The 19,157-nt window shown below is 38.8% G+C and carries 18 protein-coding genes; 2 read left to right on the forward strand and 16 right to left on the reverse strand.

Annotated features, from left to right (window positions below):
* Positions 1 to 10: 10 nt before the first annotated feature.
* The 14 genes from IGI87_RS11965 to IGI87_RS12030 all read right to left on the reverse strand — a co-directional run bounded on the left by IGI87_RS11965 (position 11) and on the right by IGI87_RS12030 (position 14,205).
* Positions 11 to 862 (reverse strand): PTS system mannose/fructose/sorbose family transporter subunit IID, encoded by an 852-nt coding sequence (locus IGI87_RS11965; RefSeq protein ID WP_002359140.1) that lies wholly within the window; start codon positions 860 to 862, stop codon positions 11 to 13.
* Positions 862 to 1,611, reverse strand: a complete 750-nt coding sequence (locus IGI87_RS11970) for a PTS mannose/fructose/sorbose/N-acetylgalactosamine transporter subunit IIC (protein WP_421503289.1) — start codon at positions 1,609 to 1,611, stop codon at positions 862 to 864. The genes IGI87_RS11965 and IGI87_RS11970 overlap by 1 nt, the downstream gene beginning before the upstream one ends.
* Positions 1,612 to 1,634: 23 nt before the next feature.
* Entirely contained in the window at positions 1,635 to 2,129 is a 495-nt protein-coding gene (locus tag IGI87_RS11975) for a PTS system mannose/fructose/N-acetylgalactosamine-transporter subunit IIB (RefSeq protein ID WP_002355078.1), read from the reverse strand.
* Between the two features lie 19 nt (positions 2,130 to 2,148).
* On the reverse strand, positions 2,149 to 2,550 hold the full coding sequence (locus IGI87_RS11980; protein ID WP_002365282.1) for a PTS sugar transporter subunit IIA: 402 nt from the start codon (positions 2,548 to 2,550) through the stop codon (positions 2,149 to 2,151).
* A gap of 71 nt (positions 2,551 to 2,621) precedes the next feature.
* The gene (locus IGI87_RS11985) at positions 2,622 to 5,435 is read right to left on the reverse strand and encodes a sigma 54-interacting transcriptional regulator (protein ID WP_438737148.1); all 2,814 of its coding nucleotides are present in this window, start codon (positions 5,433 to 5,435) and stop codon (positions 2,622 to 2,624) included.
* A 119-nt stretch (positions 5,436 to 5,554) separates the two neighbouring features.
* Positions 5,555 to 6,082 carry a histidine phosphatase family protein gene (locus IGI87_RS11990; RefSeq protein ID WP_104854128.1) on the reverse strand — a complete coding sequence of 176 codons (528 nt, stop codon included), beginning with the start codon at positions 6,080 to 6,082 and terminating at the stop codon, positions 5,555 to 5,557.
* 65 nt (positions 6,083 to 6,147) lie between these two features.
* On the reverse strand, positions 6,148 to 7,596 hold the full coding sequence (locus tag IGI87_RS11995; protein ID WP_104858175.1) for an amidase: 1,449 nt from the start codon (positions 7,594 to 7,596) through the stop codon (positions 6,148 to 6,150).
* 96 nt (positions 7,597 to 7,692) lie between these two features.
* The gene (locus IGI87_RS12000; RefSeq protein ID WP_317095712.1) at positions 7,693 to 8,358 is read right to left on the reverse strand and encodes a helix-turn-helix domain-containing protein; all 666 of its coding nucleotides are present in this window, start codon (positions 8,356 to 8,358) and stop codon (positions 7,693 to 7,695) included.
* 381 nt (positions 8,359 to 8,739) lie between these two features.
* Complete coding sequence (locus IGI87_RS12005) at positions 8,740 to 9,948, reverse strand: ABC transporter permease (protein WP_438737151.1); 1,209 nt, start codon at positions 9,946 to 9,948, stop codon at positions 8,740 to 8,742.
* The gene (locus tag IGI87_RS12010; protein ID WP_002365285.1) at positions 9,945 to 10,619 is read right to left on the reverse strand and encodes an ABC transporter ATP-binding protein; all 675 of its coding nucleotides are present in this window, start codon (positions 10,617 to 10,619) and stop codon (positions 9,945 to 9,947) included. Before IGI87_RS12010 ends, IGI87_RS12005 begins: the two co-directional genes overlap by 4 nt.
* On the reverse strand, positions 10,612 to 11,778 hold the full coding sequence (locus tag IGI87_RS12015; RefSeq protein WP_113794605.1) for an efflux RND transporter periplasmic adaptor subunit: 1,167 nt from the start codon (positions 11,776 to 11,778) through the stop codon (positions 10,612 to 10,614). Before IGI87_RS12015 ends, IGI87_RS12010 begins: the two co-directional genes overlap by 8 nt.
* A gap of 170 nt (positions 11,779 to 11,948) precedes the next feature.
* Positions 11,949 to 12,248 carry a rhodanese-like domain-containing protein gene (locus tag IGI87_RS12020; protein WP_438737153.1) on the reverse strand — a complete coding sequence of 100 codons (300 nt, stop codon included), beginning with the start codon at positions 12,246 to 12,248 and terminating at the stop codon, positions 11,949 to 11,951.
* The gene (locus tag IGI87_RS12025; protein WP_438737155.1) at positions 12,241 to 13,890 is read right to left on the reverse strand and encodes an FAD-dependent oxidoreductase; all 1,650 of its coding nucleotides are present in this window, start codon (positions 13,888 to 13,890) and stop codon (positions 12,241 to 12,243) included. The genes IGI87_RS12020 and IGI87_RS12025 overlap by 8 nt, the downstream gene beginning before the upstream one ends.
* Positions 13,891 to 14,205, reverse strand: a complete 315-nt coding sequence (locus tag IGI87_RS12030; RefSeq protein WP_104854798.1) for a rhodanese-like domain-containing protein — start codon at positions 14,203 to 14,205, stop codon at positions 13,891 to 13,893.
* A gap of 168 nt (positions 14,206 to 14,373) precedes the next feature.
* Here IGI87_RS12030 and IGI87_RS12035 point away from each other — a divergent pair, with 168 nt between their 5' ends.
* Positions 14,374 to 14,634 (forward strand): metal-sensitive transcriptional regulator, encoded by a 261-nt coding sequence (locus IGI87_RS12035; protein WP_104854797.1) that lies wholly within the window; start codon positions 14,374 to 14,376, stop codon positions 14,632 to 14,634.
* Positions 14,635 to 14,679: 45 nt separating this feature from the next.
* Here the strand turns inward: IGI87_RS12035 and IGI87_RS12040 are convergent, their stop codons facing one another.
* A complete protein-coding gene (locus IGI87_RS12040) occupies positions 14,680 to 15,939 on the reverse strand; it encodes an MFS transporter (protein ID WP_280211515.1) in 1,260 nt (419 codons plus the stop codon).
* A gap of 98 nt (positions 15,940 to 16,037) precedes the next feature.
* Positions 16,038 to 17,246, reverse strand: a complete 1,209-nt coding sequence (locus tag IGI87_RS12045) for a pyridoxal-phosphate-dependent aminotransferase family protein (protein ID WP_438737158.1) — start codon at positions 17,244 to 17,246, stop codon at positions 16,038 to 16,040.
* Between the two features lie 171 nt (positions 17,247 to 17,417).
* On the opposite strand from IGI87_RS12045, the gene IGI87_RS12050 reads away from it, so the two are divergent.
* Positions 17,418 to 19,043 (forward strand): PucR family transcriptional regulator, encoded by a 1,626-nt coding sequence (locus tag IGI87_RS12050; RefSeq protein WP_438737160.1) that lies wholly within the window; start codon positions 17,418 to 17,420, stop codon positions 19,041 to 19,043.
* Positions 19,044 to 19,157 lie beyond the last annotated feature (114 nt).

A 19,157-nucleotide genomic window follows, 5' to 3' on the forward strand; every position in this document is an offset into this window, starting at 1 on the left:
ATTTTCTCCTTTATAACAAACCAAAGAATGAAGTGACCAAACTAACTAAGACAATCGTGCCGATAATGATACCGTAACGTGGGCCTTTTTTTACCATGAAGAAATAAATAGCCATGACTGCTGCTAAAGGAAGTAACCCTTTCATAATTTGATCTAGAATATCTTGTAAAACAATCGTGGCACCGCCAGTAACTTTAAACGTCATCGGGCTAGCAATTTTAACATAACTTGCACTTAAAGCACCCATCATCATCATTCCTAAAACATTCGCTGAATAAATGACTTGCTTAATTTTGCCGTCTTTTAACAAACTTAAGATTGAATTACGCCCTAATGTATAGGACTTATTCACTAACGTCCAACTGATGTATAACGTAATGGCTGTGTACAGAACCAACGGACCGATACTTCCAATCACGTTACCTCCTTTAGCCATTGGAATAAAAATGGAAATGATTAACGGCATTAATGCTGCCCAAATAATCGAATCGCCAATCCCAGCCAGCGGACCCATCAGCCCAGTTTTAATCGATGTGATCGCCGTATCAGAGATCGCTGCGCCATTGGATTTTTCTTCCTCCATAGCAATTGCAATCCCTTGAATTGAAGCCCCTACTGTTCCTTCAGTATTAAAAAAATTCAAATGACGTTTCAGAGCTTCTCTTTGTTGTTCTTCATCGTCTGCGTAAAGTTTTTTAATTGCAGGAATCATCGATGCACAAAAAACTAAACTTTGAAGACGTTCATAAGAATTTGATAATTCACAGCCTAGTTGATAAATCCAAAAAGCTTTGGATAATTCTTTTTTGGTAATTTTTTTCTGTTCCAATTGTTGTTCATTTGCTTGTGTCATTTGTTCCATTATGCTGCCTCCTCACTCAATGCCTTGTTTCTAACTAAAAAGGCAATACAGATTCCTAAAATAGCGACGGCCATAACTTCTGCGCCAAAATATACTACTGCAACAAAACCAATTAAAAAATAAGGAATCAAATTTTTCTTGCCAATTACCATAATTGTTAAGGCAAATCCTAACGCTGGTAAAATACCACCCATTACTTCAAATCCATGCATTAACCATGCTGGGATAACTTCTAAGACTTTATTCACCACAGATTGACCAAAAAAGTTCGCCGCAAAAACCAACGGAAAGCGAATTAAAAATCCCGCTAAAGCTGGATAAACAAACGCAGATCGGTAAATCCCCCCATAATTTAACTCTTCCGCATATTTATCAGCCATATGCACCCAAGTCGCATTGATGGTCCGCCGTAATTGATCCATAAAGACGCCTAACACACCAAAAGGAACAGCTAGTGCAACAGCCGCCTCAGCATTCATTCCCACACCTAAAGCAATTGGAATCGCAATAGCTGAAGCTAAAGCTGGATCACTAGGCACATTGCCGCCAGGTGTGGAGGTGACTCCTAGATAAACAAGTTGAATCCCCGCACCCACAACCATTGCTTCACTAAGTTTTCCTGTTGCTAAACCAGCCACCAACGCTGCACCTAATGGCTGAGACAGCATGCCTGAAAATGTGTACCCAAAACGCAAACGTGCAAACCAATAATAAAGTCCCATAATAATTGAAACACCTAAAACGCCCATATGATTCTCTCCTTTTTCTCTGATTATAGTGATTGATATTTTTCAATTAATTTTTGAATTGGTAGGGGATTTTCTTCGGGAATCGCTTGGAAGAAAACATGGATGCCCTTCGTTAAAAGTTCAGTTAAAATTGCAACATCTTCTTCAGATAAATTGATATTTTTTAAGACATTTTTCCGATTAGGCCCGCCACCTAAGCCACCAACTTGAATCTCCTCTTTAATAATTTCTTGGTCCACCATCGCTTTTAAAGTCGTTAAATCTGGCACTAAAAATAACACCTTTTTCTCTTCCTTTTCTTGCGATTCCCAATATTCTTTGGCACTTTCAATCCCTTTAATTACTACAGAAACCCCGGGAGGCGCCGCCATTAAATAAATACTTTGTAAAAATTCATCTTGCTCTAGTTCATCACTCACTACCAAAATTTCATTTGCACCTGATTGTTGTAACCATTTAGTCACTACTTGTCCATGGATTAAACGACTATCGACTCTTGTTAATACGATTTTTGACATTCTGTTCACCTGTACTTTCTTATTTTGGAATTTCTAAAATTTGACAACTGTCTACTGCTGCTTGTTGAATCATTTCTGCGTCTTGTAAACGAAATCCAGGACCACTTTGTTTCATGACGGATTCTAATAATAACGATGTGCATAGTCCTGACACGATCAGGAGATCATAATCTTTTGATAAACGTAATGCAACATTACTAGGTGTGCCACCTTTAACATCTGTTAAAATTAGCAACTGGTTGTGCCACGTTAATTGGTCAATTTTTTCTGTGACTCGTTCTAAATAATCCCCCAATGAATCCTCTGCTTGTAATGCTACTTCATGTACATTTGTGACTTCTCCAACGATCATCTGGACGCTTTTGACTAATTCCAAGCCCCAACCATTGTGTGTTAAAAGTAAAATTGGTTCATTTTCCATAAACAAACTCCTTTGCTAATTAATCATTTTATTAAAAGCAATAAGTGTGCCAACTTTCATTTCCGTTTGAATTAAGCCTTTTCAAAAAGCAATTCATAAATATAGCGCACTTCCAAAGGTGGAATCAACAGATTATAGGACACTTCAATCGGTCGAAACGCCATTTTTATGACAGATACTGCTTCTGGCAACTCTCGGTATGACACTTCATAAGCTGTCGGGTCATATTCTGGATTTAGCAATTGCCGTTCTAACATACAGGCACAATGAATGATAAAACGAAGTAAAATCTTTTCGTTACTTTTTATTTTGGTTTGCAAGCAGATGTCTGAATAAATCTTAGCTAATTCGATCGTAATGGTTGTAGGATTCAAAACCGTTAGTAAGTCTGTAATAGCTTCGATTGATAATCCTTGAATATATTTAGCTGAAACTTTCTTTAGTAACTCTTGGTTTTGTTTTTCTTCTAAATGATGGCCTAATAATTCGAAAACAAGCTGAATGCCACGCTTCGATAGTAAATCTTGTAAAGAAATAAACGGAATATCTGGTACTTCTGTCTTTACGGTACCAATGATGCCAACGATTTTCTCTTCTTTCCGAACAAAAGAATGCAAGCGATCGATGTCTTCCACTTCTCTTTTCTCTAAAGTAATGATGCGTACATTCGTTAGTAATTCATTAGGAAAAGTTTTTAGTAACAACTGTTCAATTTTAATAGCGGTCCCCATACCAGTTAGACAGGAAATAATGAGAACTTTTGCCTCGTTGAAGCGACCTTTACTGCAAATCAAGGCGCGATGATTTTTTTCTTTTAAGACTGGTAATAGATAATCAAACGCCGTCGATTCATAAATCACTTCTCGGGCCACTTCTAGCAATGTTAAGAGATTGATATTGCTAATTAGTAGCACTTCTATTTGAAACGTTTGACTGATAGCATTACCAAAGTAAACCAGGGAACCGATGTCCACCATTAAAATAATTTTTTTATACTGATTTTGCTTTACAATTGTACGGACTTTTTCTAATGTTTCTTCCACTGATTGATTAATCGGCATATCAACTGCACGCATGACAGTTGATGAGAACAGAAGGTTGGTGTACTCAACCATACTGCTGGCCGTCGCGGCACCATGAGCAACGACGATAACGCCACAGTTTTCTTCAACTGAGTGCGCTCTTTTTTTAGCTGTGACTTTACGAATAAATAGATCGAAAAAGAGAATTTCCGTATCAGCAAAAGAAATGCCAAACAACGTTTGTAAAAAGTCCACCATGGTCTTAGCAGCTTGATACTGGGTTACTTTGCCAGAATAGATATTTTTGGTATCTGAATAAAATGTTTCATTCATTTGTGCAGAATAAAAAACAGCAGAATAAAGGTGGACAATTAAAATATTCTGGAAATCCTCTGTCAATTTTTCTTGGATTAGTTGTTCAAAAAAGACAATGGCTTCTTGAATTTTTGGCTGCAATGTTTCGTCAATAGCCTCTAAGGCTAGCGGTTCCTGAGCAAAAATATCCATATCATAAAGTTGCTCGACTTTGTTTTGCATGATTGCTAGCGCATCCTCTGTCGAAAGAGTTAATTTTTTCAAATCCGCATATTCTTTCAATAGAAAATTATAAAAACGATCATTTTTCAGACTTTCTGATTTAAGTAACTCTTGACTGCTTAAATAAAAATGGTTGTATTGAATCGTGAGGCCATCGTTAGGTATCCACTCATTAAAAGCCAGCAGACTTTCTACATCAGGTTGCTCTTTGACTGTCCCCTCGTTTGCTTCAATGCAAATAGTTTCCGTTAATTGATCGAACACTTCTAAATAGGCTTGTGCGCTCATAAATTGAATCGCCGCTTTCAATTCGCCAACGTTGGCTTCAAAATGAGTAAACGTTAATTGTTTCAACGCCTCATAACGAATATGGATATTCTTTTGAATCCGTTGACTTTCTTCTAAGAAAAAGGACAAAATCAATTGAATTTTTTCTTTCAAAGAGCGCTCGGCTAAAGCTGGAATAGCTAATGTCACAGGGATCCTTCTTAAAAACGTTTTCAAAAAATGTTGATTGACTGCTTCGGTTGTTGCAAAAATAAATTTTATCGATACATTTCTTTGTTTTTCGGCTTCGCCCATCCGTGTAAAATACCCTTTATCCAAAACTGTAAACAATTTTTCTTGGCCTTCGCTCGTTAATCGATGGACTTCATCTAAAAATAAAAAACCACCATCTGCCAACTCTACTAAGCCTTTTTGGTCATTGACGGCACCAGTGAAACTGCCTTTTTTATAGCCAAACAGATGAGAAGTTAATAATTCTGGATTGTTGAAATATTCTGCACAATTAAAATAAATAAACGGAACTTCTTGGTTCATTTTAACTTGATAAAATTGGTGTAATTGTTCTGCAATTAAGGTTTTCCCCACCCCAGATTCTCCAGTAAGTAAAATATTCAAGCCATTCGGCGGATATAAAATAGCGGCTTTCAACTTCTTGATGGCGTCTGCTAAACTCCCGTCAAAACCAATTACGTTCGCAAATGGATTCATTTTCAGTAGCTGCTTTTTCTTATGTATCTGTTCTGTTTGTTGATAAATATCCTCTTGTAACGAAGCGAGGGAATCGTAGCACGTGCTACTTTTAAAAAAAGGAAACTGTTCCTCTAAGTAGTTTTTATCAAAAAATAACACCGGTCTTGATTTAACTTTAACGACTTGGTCTTTTCTCACTAATTCTGAAAGCTCTTCACTAACAGCGGTTCGGGTATAGCCAGAGGCCTGACTTAATTGCGAAGCCGTTGCAGGTAACAAGCTTTCTTTGCTACTTGGATTTTGTACGTGAAACTGTTTTAACGCTTGATGAATATTATCAATTCTCATAGTCTTTTCCCCATTTCTTTTTTGATCCAAAAGTTAATTTATTATACATTAAAAAGGAAGCGGTTTCTTATTTATCATAAAAAATCAAGTCTTTAACCAAAAGATTAAAGACTTGATTTTTATTCTCCGTATTGTACAAGTTGTGTATTTTCACAATGAAAGTCCAAGAAATCTTGGATCTTTTTACCATTGAAGTAGTTATCAATGACTCGCATAACCGCATTGTGGCAAACAAATAGGTAAGTTTCCTCTGAAGCCAAGGCTGCCTCAATCAAAGGATAAATTCGGCCCGCGACATCTAGGACTGATTCCCCTTCCGGAAACGGCAAGGAAATCTCAGAACGATTTTCTTGGAAAGCCGTTGTTTCAATCGGTTCACCATCATAAATGCCAAAATCCATCTCAATTAAACGAGGTTCTGTTTCAATCGTCAACTGATTTCGTTCCGCAATTTTACGGGCTGTTTCTTGCGCTCGTTTTAAAGGAGACGCCAGTAAACGGTCGATTTGAATTCCTTGTTTGGCAATTTTTTCAGCCACCAACTCCGCTTGTTGGTAGCCTTTTTCGGTCAATTGCGCTTCCGCATGACCACAAATTCTACGGGCCACATTATAATCTGTTTCACCATGTCTCACTACGTACAGCATTTTTCCACCTCAGTTTTTTGTCTTGTGTCTATTTTATCCGAAATTTGGTCACAATAACACCCTATTTAGCGGTAACTTTCTGGTAATTTAAATTTGCCTTCTTGCTCAAACTGTTCGCCTACTTGGAATAAGAGATCTTCACGTCCACGAGCAGCCAGCAATTGAATACCTAAGGGTAACCCCGTTGCCGTAACATGTGTGGGCAAGCTGATGGCTGGTTGTCCTGTCAGGTTCGCTAATTGAGTATAAGGTGTTAGCTGTAAACTTTTATCAAAATAATCGTAGATTAATTCAGCTAGCTCTGCTTCTGTTAATTCTGCTGCTTGCTCCATTCGTTGACGAATGTGCTCACTTTGCAAATCTTCGTTAATTTTTGGTGCTGAAAAAGCCGTTGTTGGTGATAAAAACAGATCAAATTTTTGGAAAAGTTCTTCCATCGTCACTGCGGCTTGATCCCACAATTGTAATGAATGAACATAGGTGGCTGCTGGAATCTTTTGCCCAAATTGATGCATGGTCCATGAAAAAGGTTCGATTTCTTCTTTGCGAATTGGGCGCCCGAGCCCCTGTTGAATGCTGTTCATCATCGCTGTAGTTTCTGCGCCGTTCATTTGATAATAGGAGCGAATCAGCGCTGCGCCATCGACTGGATAAGGAATCTCAATGATTTCATGACCAGCGGCTGCCAGAAAATCAGCCGCTTGTTTCGCCGCTTGGGTTGCTTCTGGCGAAATCAGTGAGCCGATAGGCGAAGCGGTGCACAGAGCAATTTTTAACCGCTGTTTTTTAGGGTGTGTTTGCCATTCTGTTAAAGGCGCTTGGTAGGGGGCACCACTGTGGCTACCACGTAAACCATAAAATAACGCTTTGGTGTCTCTCATAGAAATAGTCAACGCAAAGTCAATCGAGGCACCTTGCCAGCCTCGCCAGCCTTCTGGGCCGACAGGCATAGAGCCACGGCTGGGTTTTAAGCCAATTAAGCCACTAAAAGAGGCGGGAATTCGGATAGAGCCACCGCCATCGCTAGCACCGGCTATAGGAACAATCCCGCTAGCGACAACTGCGGCGGCGCCGCCACTGGAACCGCCTGGCGAATGTTCCAGGTTCCAAGGATTGCGGGCTGGCCCGTAAAGCGCAGGGTCCGTAATATTTTTAAAGCCAAACTCTGGGGCGTTGGTTTGTCCTAAGGGCATCAAACCAATCGTTTCTGCTTGTTTAACAAAGTTAGAGGTCGTTGTCGCAGTACTATTTTTAAAAAGTTGCGAGCCGGCCGTTGCTGACCACCCCGCTTTTTCTTGGCCTAACATTTTCAAAGGAAATGGCAAACCAGCAAATAGTGTGTCCTGCTGTTTATTTTTTTGATAAGTTACTTCTGCTTCTTGGCTGTCAAAAGTTACAAAGCCATTGATCTGAGGATTTAACTTTTGGACTTTTTTCTCAATATCCTTTAAGAGTTCTGTGCTACTTATTTTCTGTTCTTTTAATTGTTGTACCCAATATAGTCCGTCTTTCATACAGACCCACCTCCTATACTATTCAGTGTTAGTATAGCATGGTTTTTAGTGGGTATCCTTTGAGGATGATTTTCATTCGTCAAATGCTTCTCTATTTTAAGCAAATAATTCGCCAATGTAAGGAAGCAACTGCGGATGTAGTTTGTAGCCTTTATACCGTGTATTTTGGATACCTTGTTTTTTAAAGCCCCCTGCTTGAATTTTTTTATTTAATTTTGTCAGTTGTTTGGTCATTTTTTTTCGATTAGTGGCTGTTTCTTCTGTGTCATAGATTAATTTACAAAGGCGCTCCATTGGTAAGTGTTCTTTTGGCGTACTGTACAAGATAGCCAGTAGTGCACGTTCTGTGGCTGTTAGCTTTATCCCCTCTACATCTAACTTTTCATCTTCTCGTTGGCTGGGTTTATTTAATTCTACCAAGAGGAGATTTTCTCTTAAAGTATCCAAGGTCGCATCCAATCGTAGCCAATTGAGAACGCCATATTGATAACTAATGCTCAATTCTTCTGAGGTAGGAATGTCTTCCGAGCGAAGAAACAACGGCGTTTTAACTCTGGCTAATTCCTTTAGATATAAATATTGTTCTTTGCGAGGAATCGTTTCGCTGAGAATGATTGCATCAAATTTCCGATAAAACAAATGACTTTCCTTAATTTCACCAATCAAACAAGTCGTACAAAAAACTTGGTGATTTAAATGCTGTAAGCGATTTTGAAAAGCACTTTCTGATAAGACATTTTTTGTGATGACCATTATTTTCATTATTGATTCCTCCTTAATTCCTGTTTCAGTTCAAAAATTTCTCAATTTTCGTGTTTTGATTTGATATATTTAGTATACTGGAAATTTTTCGAATTAAAATTTAGAAATTCACAATCAAATCAACCATTAACAGTGATTCCTATAATCCCAGATTTATAAAGGCTTTCCGATAGTCTTATTTAAAAAATGTTTGTTATTTAATCCTCAACGTGCTATTTTTTCAATTTTTTTCTTTTTTATTTAGCTAACAAACGTCAAAAGGTTAGTAGCTAATATCAACCTTTTGACGTTTGTTAGCTATTTCCTCTTGAAATCTTTGGATTTTTTTCTACTTTTACTAAAAAAAACAGCCAAAAAGTGGCTGTTTCTTGCTGTTTATACTTATTTCATAATATCGATCAAGTCTTTTTTCGAAGCTGCCGAAGCAGGAAAATAGCTAAATACAACCCCGATAAAGACAGAAATCCCGATGGCTAATGAAACGGTCATTAAATCTGGACGAACAGAAAATGGTAGTGCCATTGAGGCTAAGTAGGCAATAATCATCCCTAAAAGATAACCAGTAATTCCGCCGATTAAGGTCAAGGCAATCCCTTCTGTTAAGAATTGCTTTTTAATATCACTGGCTGTCCCGCCCAATGCACGTCGGATACCAATTTCCTTAATACGTTCTGAGACCGAAATATACATCATATTCATAACGCCAACTCCAGCAATTACTAGTGAAATAGCCGCAATTGCGGAAATAAACAAGGTTAAATTATTTAATAAAGAGCCCATTTCTTTGATGGTATCTTTAACATTATATTCTTGATACGTCCCGCTGTTTTTCATGGTTCCTTGTTGAGAGAGGGTCTTTATTGTTTCTTTCAATACTTGATTTGGTTGGTAGCCAGATGCCACTGTTAGCTTCAACGTAGATGTATCTTTTAGCTTGCCGAAATAATGTTCATAGGTTTTTTTGGGAAAATAAAGCAATGAGTCATTATTCCCTGGACCAATGGCACCGCTGGTATTGGTTGTCACGCCAACAATGGTAAAAAGTTGATCTTTATATGGAAAAGTTCGATTAACTGCTGCTGTTGGGTCTTGGTAGAGTTCTTTGGCAACCAGTTCATCCACCACCACTGTTTTATCCAGTTTTGCATTGTCTCCATCATTCAGTTGGCGTCCCGCCAACAATTCTTTGGTGGTTTTGTCGGCAAGTTCATAGGTTACGGAAAGATTTTTCGGCCCTGCTTGAAAATTCAGTGTGCTTTTTGGGGCGCCATCAACTTCTCTTTGATCAAAATCAATTTTTTCTACGCCAGGAACCATGCGCACGATCCCTAAATCATTGTCGGTAAACATTGCTTGGTCACTAAACATATCTGAAGTGTTGTAGGCCGAAAAAGAAATCTTTTTCACATTTTCTTTTTGTTTTTCAGCGGATAATTTATCGACCATGTCTTCTTTAAAGCCGTTACCGATAGCCACGATGGTAATCACTGAAGCAATCCCGATAACAATTCCTAGCATCGTTAACAAGCTGCGTCGCTTATTTTTCAAAATGGAACGGAAGGCGGTTTTCCAAATAATTGAACGTTTCATGTCAGCACCTCCTCTAAAATCTTTCCATCACGAACTTTAATCAAACGATTGCAGTATTCAATTGTTTCTTCATCATGTGTCACTAAAATAATGGTGACTCCTTCATTATTTAATTGTTGAAATAACGTTAAAATTTCTTCCGATGTTTTACTATCTAAAGCCCCAGTTGGTTCATCTGCAATAATAAAACTTGGCCGATTGACAATCGCACGCGCAATGGCCACACGTTGTTGTTGTCCTCCCGAAAGTTGTTTTGGATGCTTCTTGCCTTTATCTGGCAAGCCGACTTTTGTCAGAACTTCGTGGACACGATCTTTGGCTTCTTTTGGGGTTAAACCACTATATAAAAGAGGTAATTCAATGTTTTCTTCAACTGTTAGTGTTTCAATTAAACTAAAATTCTGAAAGACAAAGCCGACTGCTTCATTTCTAATTCGGGATAGTTCCTTATCAGAAAAGTCGCCAATTTCACGGTCTTCAAATAAATACGTTCCTTCAAACTTTTTATCAATAAAGCCTAGCAAATTAATCAAAGTCGATTTACCAGAACCCGAAGGCCCCATAATCGCTAAAAATTCTCCAGCATCTACTTGGAGATTAATATCATCTAACACATGCAGTGTTTCTTCTTCGGAATAATAATATTTATGAATATGGGCTAGCTTAATCATTGGCAGCTACCTGAACATCTTGATTATCTTTTAATTCTTTATTGGGATTGGCAATCACTTGGTCTTTCCAGTTCAAGCCACTTTTGACAACTTTACGACCTAAATTTGTTTCTGTTTCAATCGGTGTTTTTTTCGCTTTGCCCGCTTTGTAAACATAGACAAATTCTTTTCCGCCTTCTTTTTGAATTGCTGCTGTTGGTATAATCATTTGCTTTTGCGGCACAGCGATGCTGGTGGACAAGCCTTCTGCCCAAGGAAAATCACCTTCTACTGTAAATTGATAACTCACTACGGGATTGCCTTCATTTTTAGCTATTGGGGTTTGCGCGATGGAAACGATTTTGCCTGGCGCTGATTTACCTGAACCAACGGTCGTCACTGTCACTTCTTCCCCTGTCTGTAATTTATCGTAATCATACTCGGTTACTTTTCCTTGAATATTTTTCTTTTGTGTCGCAATTTTAATGACTGGTTTGTCAGTACTACTCATAGCACTAGCATCAACAGTGACTTGGCCATCAATTGGTGCTGTGACGACCGTGTTAATTTTGCCACGTGTTTGTTCAAGCGTGGTTGCTGCTCCAGCGGCATCGCTGTTGGCTAACTGCAGAGCTTGATTAGCTTGGGCGACTTCACTATTCGCAGCACTAACGGCTTCATTCAATTGCTGAATTTCGGCATTTAGCGTTGCTTTCTCTTCAGCCTCTTTTGTGGTGTTCAATTTTTGCTTGGCTGCAGCAACTTTGTTTAAGGCTTCATTGTATTTTTGAGTGGCTAAGTTAACGTTCTCTTGTGCTTGTTGAACTTGAAGATTGTTCCGATTAACGGCATTTGCTTGCTCTGTTTCTGTGGCTTGGATTTCTGAGTTATTATACGTTAACAATGGACTATCTTTCTTGACTTCTTTACCATTTTCAACATTTATTTCGGCAATTTTTCCTAAAGAAGGATCAAAGAAAATATCCCGAGTATCTAGAAAACTCACTTGACCATCTAATTTTAATGAGGCCATTTCTGTAATGGTATAAGTTGTATATTCAGGTTCAACTTCTTTTGAAGAAAAAACTGTTTTTGCTCCGATAAATCCGACGACGACCACTGCGGCACCAATACCGAACCACACTTTTTTATTTCGCTTCTTCTGGCCTGACTTTTTCATTTATTTGTTCCTCCTTGATTTCTGTTGACGAGTTTGTCATTTTATTTAGTATATAATGAATAAAAAAACCGGTCCCTTCATCTTCCTATCATTCCTCTTACAGTTTTGACACATCTTCATCTAACAAAAAACGTTTATCCTGCGTAAAAGGATAAACGTTTTTTGTTATTTTATTGTTCTAATTGACCCAACCAGCCAGATGTACCACCTAGAACGTTGGTTACTTGATACCCTTGTTGACTGAGAAACGCACAAGCTTGTTCGGAGCGCGATCCCATTTGACAAATCAGATAATAAGGTTGCTTTTTATCTAATTGCTGATAATTTTCGGTTAAAGTACTTAAAGGTAAATTAATGGCATTAGGTACATGCCCCAATTGGTATTCCATTTCTTCTCGTACATCAATAATCGGTAATTTTTTTTGTTTTGCTTCCTGATAAAATTCAGGCATGCCAATCGTGTTATACATTTTCTAGTTCCTCCGGTCTTACCATTCTATATAGCGCAAACGCACCATCTAAATTTTTGGCTGAGATGCCTGCTTGTTTTAGCATCCGTTCTGCAATATAACTACGCAAGCCGCTGTGACAACTAACAATGTACTCCGTTGACTTGTCTAATTCCTCCAAACGTTCTCTTAACTCATTTAAAGGAATAGACACAGCATTTTTAAATTGACCATTGGCTTGTTCGGCGGGATTACGGACATCTAATAAAACAGCTCCATTAGCTAATTTGTTGGATAACTCATACCATTGAACGTTTTCACTCAGTCCTTCTACAAGGTTCATCGCTACATAGCCTAACATGTTCACAGGATCTTTCGCTGAACCAAACGGCGGAGCATAGGTAAACTCTAATTCAGGCAAATCAAAAATAGTTAACTGGCCTTTAATAGCGGTCGCGAGAATATCAATCCGCTTATCTACGCCCTTTGCCCCAATTCCTTGTGCGCCATAAATTTCCCCTGTGGTAGGATGGAAAACTAATTTTAACTGAAGATCTGTTGCGCCAGGATAATACCCTGCATGGTCTTTTCCACTGATATGCACAACAGCTGTTGTTAGTCCAGCAGCTTTAGCAGCCCGTTCGCTTAAACCAGTTGAAGCGGCGGTTAAATCAAAGACTCGCACAATGGCGGTCCCAACGCTCCCTTGATTTTTTCTCTCTAACCCAGCAATCACATCTGCTACTTGACGTCCTTGGCGATTAGCGGGAGAAGCTAAAGAAATCAGCGCATCTTCTTGAGTGATTTGTTGTTTCACTACAATAGCATCCCCAACCGCATAAATATCGGGTTGATTCGTTTGATAGTGTTCATCAACAATAATGCCGCCACGTAAACCAGTTGCTACACCTGCTTCAACCGCTATGGTATTTTCTGGTTGGACCCCCACCGACAAAATGGTTAAATCAGAAGTTAATGTCTGACCATCTTCTAAGCGAATCACTTGTCCCGCCTTTTCAAAAGCAACCGCGGACTGTCCCGTAATTACTTGAACATTGTTTTTGCTTAATTCAGCTTTGACAAAAGCGGCCATTTCTTCGTCTAATGGTGGTAAAACATGGGGCGCTTTTTCCACGAGAGTGACTTCTAATCCGCGTTTTTGCAAGTTTTCTGTCATTTCCAAGCCAATGAAGCCTGCGCCAATCACGACGGCTCGTTTTGTTTCTGGCGTCAGGGCTGTCATAATTTGATCTAAATCAGGAACATTTCTTAATGAAAAGACATTTTCGGCTTCTGCTACCCCTTTAATTGGTGGCACAAAAGGTTTCGCCCCAGGTGATAAAATTAATTTGTCATAGTCCTCTGTTAAAATTTCTGTTCCATGTCTCACTGTGATCACTTTTTCCGTTGGATCAATCGCCACGACTTCATGGTGAGGACGAACATCCAAATTAAATCGGGCCTTTAGCGCTTCGGGTGTTTGAACAAGCAGTTGCTCTCTTTCCGCGATTTCGCCAGAAACGTAGTAAGGCAAACCACAGTTAGCAAAAGAAACAAAAGGGCCTTTTTCTATGACAACAATTTCAGCATCTTCCATTAAACGACGTAAACGTGTCGCTGCTGACATGCCACCCGCCACGCCTCCGATAATTACAATTTTCATTTATTTTCCTCCTTTAATTTGACCAGACCATTGAGACATCCCACCACGAACGTTAATCACGTGATAGTTTTTTCTCGCTAAAATTTTGGCCGCATTTTTGCTGCGCATGCCGGACTGGCAAATCACATAGACCTCATTAACGGGTTTGTTATAGGCGGGGATTTGGTTAAGCGGGACATTAATCGCTTGTGGAATATGCCCTGCGCGGTATTCGCTAGGTGTCCGGACATCTAACAAGGTTATCTCTTTAGATAAACGTGACTGCAATTCCTTTGTTGAAATACTTGGAACTTTCTTAAATAATTGAAATAACATCTTTTTCTCCCCCTCTTATATACCTTACGGGGTATATTTAACATGAAAAAGTTAGACTTGTCAACTGAAGAGCTTTCTGCCATTTTTAGATTCAAAGAAAAGATAGTTGACAAAAATACCTCGTGTAGGTATATTTTAAACCAATCACTACTCTTAAGGAGGGGCAAAATGACTGAAGAAAAAAAGAAAGTGCTGAATCGTTTGCGCCGCACAGAAGGTCAAATTCGCGGGATTCAAAAAATGATTGATGAAGAAAAAGAATGTATCGATGTTATCACTCAGTTGAGTGCGGTCCGTTCTAGTATTGATCGCGTAATGGGGATGATTGTTGCGGAGAATTTAAAGCATTGCTTTGAAAATCCTGAAAAAGATCCTAAAGAACAAGAAGAGCGATTAGCACAAGCGATTAATATGATTATCAAAAAGTAAAACAACGCAAACTTATTCAGCGAAAGATAAGTTTGCGTTGTTTTTTTATTTATTAGACGAATCTGCCGCACGTTTTTTTAAATTGACAAGCATAAAAAGAATCGTGCCAATTAGTAAAATCACGACGGCGATATAAAAGCCCATAACTTTCGAACCCGTTGTGTCAGAAATTTTCCCAGTCAAAGCTGGGGCAATCACAGAGGACATCATGCCGAAAAAGTTAAACACGCCCAAAGTAGTGCCAATTCCAATTTTTGGTGCATTTTCACCTAGCCAAGAAATAATAATCGGTTCTACAGCTAATTTCCCTAAAAACCCATACATAATTAAAGCAATTAATAACAACGTCGCATTACTTACTTGTACAGTTAACAAAAGCATGGCTGTGGCTAAAAATTCTAAAACAACGATGAATTGAACTTTTTTATGCATGTACTTATCCGCCAACCGACTAAAAAATAACGCTCCTGGAATAGAAGCAAATGCGACCAGCGAAGAGGATAATCCTATCGCCGCTCCTTGGAAGCCACGTTCGGTACTTAAAAAATTAGGTAACCAAGTCACAATCATATAATACGCATAACAAGTGCCAAAATATAAAATATACGCAAACAACATATGTGGTGCAAACAGTTTTTTAAAGGGCACTTTTTCTTTTACCGTTCCGTTATCTTTTTCATCAACAACGGTTGGCTGAATCAAAGCCATGTCTTCTTTATGATTGCGAATAATCACTTGAAAAGCCACTAACATACAAATAATCATAAAAGCGGAAATGTACATCATCACTTGCCAAGGCAATCCTTTTTGGGCAACTAAATAACTAGATAAAATCATCCCTAAACCTGAACCAACTGCTGAACCACTGTTGACAATAGCTGTTGCAAAACTTTTTTTGGCTTGAGGAATGTTTTGCGACGTCAACGAGTAAGCCGAGCCATAGAAAGAACCACATCCTAAACCTGCCAATAAGCTACCTAAGTAAATTGTTCCAATCGTTTGGGCTTGGGCAATCAGTAATGCTGCCAGCGCAAACAAGATAAAGCCTGGAATTAATACACGTTTTTTCCCAATCTTGTCTACCAAGAAGCCTGCAGGAATCTGCATGACTACGTAACCGAGAAAATAAAAGCTAGAAATGGACCCTAGGGCCGTATCGGAAGCGTTACCATTTAGAGACGCGCGAATTTGTGGATAAACGGGAGAAAGCGCGGAACGATAAATCCAGATTGTTACCCAGCCCATACATAGTAAAATAACGATTTTTTTCCAATAAGCCAACGAACTTTTTGTCTTGTCTGTCATTTTCTTTTCCTCCACCAATCATTTTTTTGGTTAACGTTTCACAAGGAACAAAAGCACTACGCTTTTTTTACGTAGTGACCTTTGTCCTACCTTCTTTTTTAGTTTAAATACTCAGCCAATGCATGAGTACTGCCGCTACCGCCTTCAAATTGATAGCCTTGGTGTTTCAATACAGTCTCAAAAGCACTTAAGAAATGCAACACATTGTCTTCGCGACTGCTGTAACCCATATTACCGACCCGCCAAATTTTTCCTTTTAAATCACCGAAGGAAGAGGCGATTTCGACTTTAAAATGATCCAGTAATAAGCTCCGCACCTTTTCACCATCAATTCCTTCTGGAATGACCACAGGAATGACTGTTGGTGTTTTTGTGTCTAACTTCCCAAAAATTTCTAAGCCCATTTTTTGCAGACTTTCAACTAAAATACAATCGTTTTTCCGATGGCGTGCGTAGACATTTTCCATGCCTTCTTGAAGCAACAAACGCAATCCTTCATGTAACCCATAAATCATTGTAGTCGCTTCTGTATGGTGATTTAAGCGCTCTGGTCCCCAATATTTTTCTAATTGCGATAAATCCAAGTAGTTACTTTGAATGAACCGTTCATTCCGCGCATCCGCGCCAAGTCCTAACTCTTTTTGGTAACGGCCCGCCAGATAATCGGCCACACGTTGGTTGTAGGTAATCAAAGAAAGGCCTGAAGGGACGCTAACACATTTTTGAGTACCTGCTACTGCAATATCAATCTTCCAATCATCGACCTTTGTTTCGACACCGCCGTAAGTCGCCACCATATCTACTACGAAGAAAATTTCATTTTCCCGACAAAAGGCGCCAATTTGATCCAGCGGTTGCATTTGTGCATTCGCCGTTTCGCCGTGGACCATCGCAACAATTTTTGGTTGATGTTCTTTAATCGCTTCAATCACCGTTGTTTGCTCAAACGGTGCGAGCCAGTCCTTTTCTAAATAAATAACTTCGGCCCGGGCGCGTTCGCAAATTTCACCTAATAAATAAGCAAACCGGCCATACGCAGGCACAAGCACTTTGTCGCCTGGCTCAATCAATGCAAATAATCCCGCTTCCAAGCCTGAACGTGACGTGCCATCAATGGCAAAGGCTTGTTGATTCTTTGTGGCAAAAGGTACTTTAATCATTTCCCGAACTTCATCCATAATCTGTAGAAATTCTGGATCGAATTGCCCTAAAATTGGTTGACCCATTTGACGAAGTACCGATGGATGCGCTTCGACTGGTCCTGGTGTCATGATTGTTCGCCGTACAAAATTTGGTTGTTGATACATAGTAATCCCTCACTTCATTTTTAATTCTTCTCTTTTATTATCTTTGGAAAAACCCAGAAATTCATTGTTCAATTTGCACTATTTTGACTTTGTTTTTTAGACATATTCAATAACTATCTTTTGTACTCCTTTTTATTCTTCGCTATACTATAAAAAAAGGAGGTTGTTGTGATGAAAATATTAGCTGAGGTCTTGGCTTTACCAAGATTTTCTGACTTACAATTATTATCGTCTCACTCAAACTTAACACAGCCCTTGGAAAGTGTAGAAATCACGGAAACACCTGATGTGGCTGACTTTATCCCTAAAAATGTCATGATTTTAACAACGGCAATGATTTATAAAGATGATCAAGAAAAATTGAAACCTTTTATTGACTCGCTAAAACAAGCAGAATGTACGGCTTTAGGGATCAAAGTTGGGCGGTTCCTTGACGAAATTTCACCAGAAATTGTTGCCTATGCCAGTGCCGTTGATTTGCCCCTGATTAAAATTCCTAGCACACAGCCACTAGGCGGGTTGTTGCATGAAATTGTAGGCTATCTTCGCGATAGCAAAACCGAACAGATGTCTGTGGCCTTTGACATTCAAAAGCGTTTTTCAACATTATTAATGCAAGATGTTGATGCTACGCGTTTCATCGCTGAATTTGCGAAAATTTTAAATGCACCAATTATTTTATTAAGTCCTTGGCAACAGGTGATTGCCCACTCGAATTATTTTTATGGCAATCAAAAATCAGCGGAGTTTTTTATCAAACAATTATCAAAAGACCACTTTCAACAATTGGCACAAGAAAAGAAAATCTTTCGTTTACAGGATGAACGACAAGAAAACATTCAAGTAGCTGGCTTTCCAATTCGTGTGAACGATTATTTTCCCTATTATTTATTGGTCTTATCTCCTGAACAGATTCCTTATCCTATTTCTGAATTTGCCATTGATCAGGCCATTTTAGTTTTGACCTTTATGTTATTTAAAAACCAGAAAATTGCTGAGTCTTTTGAGCATCTCAAAACAGACTTTTTGGACCGCTTGCTCGATACACATCAAGAAGCGCTGAGTAAACATCAAAATTGGTTGGAACTTTGGAAAAATTATCGTTTAATCAACAGTGATTATTATCAATTAGCGATTGTCTACGGCGTGACTAAACCAGAAAACGAAACCCATATTCGTTATCAGCAAGCGGAAGGGCAACTAATTTTCCAATGGCTCAAAGAACAATTGCCGGAAATCCTGCCAGATGTCGCCTTGTTTAAATTAAAAAATCAAAATAAAAGTATCTTGATTTTTCAATCTAAGAAAAATGACCATTTGATGATTTTGCAAAATCTCGCTGAACGTTTGCAACAGGCTTTGCCTATTACCATTCGCTTTGCTTTAGGCAATGCTTATGAAAACCTAGAAGATTTGCCTAATTCTTATATTGAAGCTTCCTCGACTTTAGAGGCCTCTTTACACACTCAAAAACCAACGACTGTGCAATTGTTCCATCCTAAAGGCTTAGCTGGACTTTTTGAAAAGATCGGCACTGAAGACGTTGAATACTTTTGCCAGCAACAATTGAAAGAGTTGGCCTATCCGACGGAACCGTCGTTACAAGAATTACGAAAAACCTTGAAAGTTTTTTTAGATTTCAATTGCGAAATTACTAAAACGGCCAACGCTCTTTACCTTCACAGAAACACTATTAAATATCGCATGAATCAATGTGAAAAATTATTAGGCACCTCTATTCAAGAGCCTGAGACGAGTTTACTCTTACGGGTAGCGCTGGAACTTTCAGAAAAATAATTAACAGGAAAATAGCCGAATAAAAGTAACGTCTACCAAGAAGAAGGACTCTACCGTTCACCACTGCGTGTTCAAATCCTATTGTTCCGAGGTCATTACTTTACATTCGGCTTT

The sequence above is a fragment of the Enterococcus sp. DIV1444a genome (genome assembly GCF_051712125.1).
Taxonomy (GTDB): Bacteria; Bacillota; Bacilli; order Lactobacillales; family Enterococcaceae; genus Enterococcus; species Enterococcus faecalis.

Coding starts and splice junctions, on each gene's coding strand:
- IGI87_RS11965 (WP_002359140.1), bottom strand. CDS start 862: ATGGAACAAATGACACAAGCAAATGAACAACAATTGGAACAGAAAAAA.
- IGI87_RS11970 (WP_421503289.1), bottom strand. CDS start 1,611: ATGGGCGTTTTAGGTGTTTCAATTATTATGGGACTTTATTATTGGTTT.
- IGI87_RS11975 (WP_002355078.1), bottom strand. CDS start 2,129: ATGTCAAAAATCGTATTAACAAGAGTCGATAGTCGTTTAATCCATGGA.
- IGI87_RS11980 (WP_002365282.1), bottom strand. CDS start 2,550: ATGGAAAATGAACCAATTTTACTTTTAACACACAATGGTTGGGGCTTG.
- IGI87_RS11985 (WP_438737148.1), bottom strand. CDS start 5,435: ATGAGAATTGATAATATTCATCAAGCGTTAAAACAGTTTCACGTACAA.
- IGI87_RS11990 (WP_104854128.1), bottom strand. CDS start 6,082: ATGCTGTACGTAGTGAGACATGGTGAAACAGATTATAATGTGGCCCGT.
- IGI87_RS11995 (WP_104858175.1), bottom strand. CDS start 7,596: ATGAAAGACGGACTATATTGGGTACAACAATTAAAAGAACAGAAAATA.
- IGI87_RS12000 (WP_317095712.1), bottom strand. CDS start 8,358: ATGAAAATAATGGTCATCACAAAAAATGTCTTATCAGAAAGTGCTTTT.
- IGI87_RS12005 (WP_438737151.1), bottom strand. CDS start 9,948: ATGAAACGTTCAATTATTTGGAAAACCGCCTTCCGTTCCATTTTGAAA.
- IGI87_RS12010 (WP_002365285.1), bottom strand. CDS start 10,619: ATGATTAAGCTAGCCCATATTCATAAATATTATTATTCCGAAGAAGAA.
- IGI87_RS12015 (WP_113794605.1), bottom strand. CDS start 11,778: ATGAAAAAGTCAGGCCAGAAGAAGCGAAATAAAAAAGTGTGGTTCGGT.
- IGI87_RS12020 (WP_438737153.1), bottom strand. CDS start 12,248: ATGTATAACACGATTGGCATGCCTGAATTTTATCAGGAAGCAAAACAA.
- IGI87_RS12025 (WP_438737155.1), bottom strand. CDS start 13,890: ATGAAAATTGTAATTATCGGAGGCGTGGCGGGTGGCATGTCAGCAGCG.
- IGI87_RS12030 (WP_104854798.1), bottom strand. CDS start 14,205: ATGTTATTTCAATTATTTAAGAAAGTTCCAAGTATTTCAACAAAGGAA.
- IGI87_RS12035 (WP_104854797.1), top strand. CDS start 14,374: ATGACTGAAGAAAAAAAGAAAGTGCTGAATCGTTTGCGCCGCACAGAA.
- IGI87_RS12040 (WP_280211515.1), bottom strand. CDS start 15,939: ATGACAGACAAGACAAAAAGTTCGTTGGCTTATTGGAAAAAAATCGTT.
- IGI87_RS12045 (WP_438737158.1), bottom strand. CDS start 17,246: ATGTATCAACAACCAAATTTTGTACGGCGAACAATCATGACACCAGGA.
- IGI87_RS12050 (WP_438737160.1), top strand. CDS start 17,418: ATGAAAATATTAGCTGAGGTCTTGGCTTTACCAAGATTTTCTGACTTA.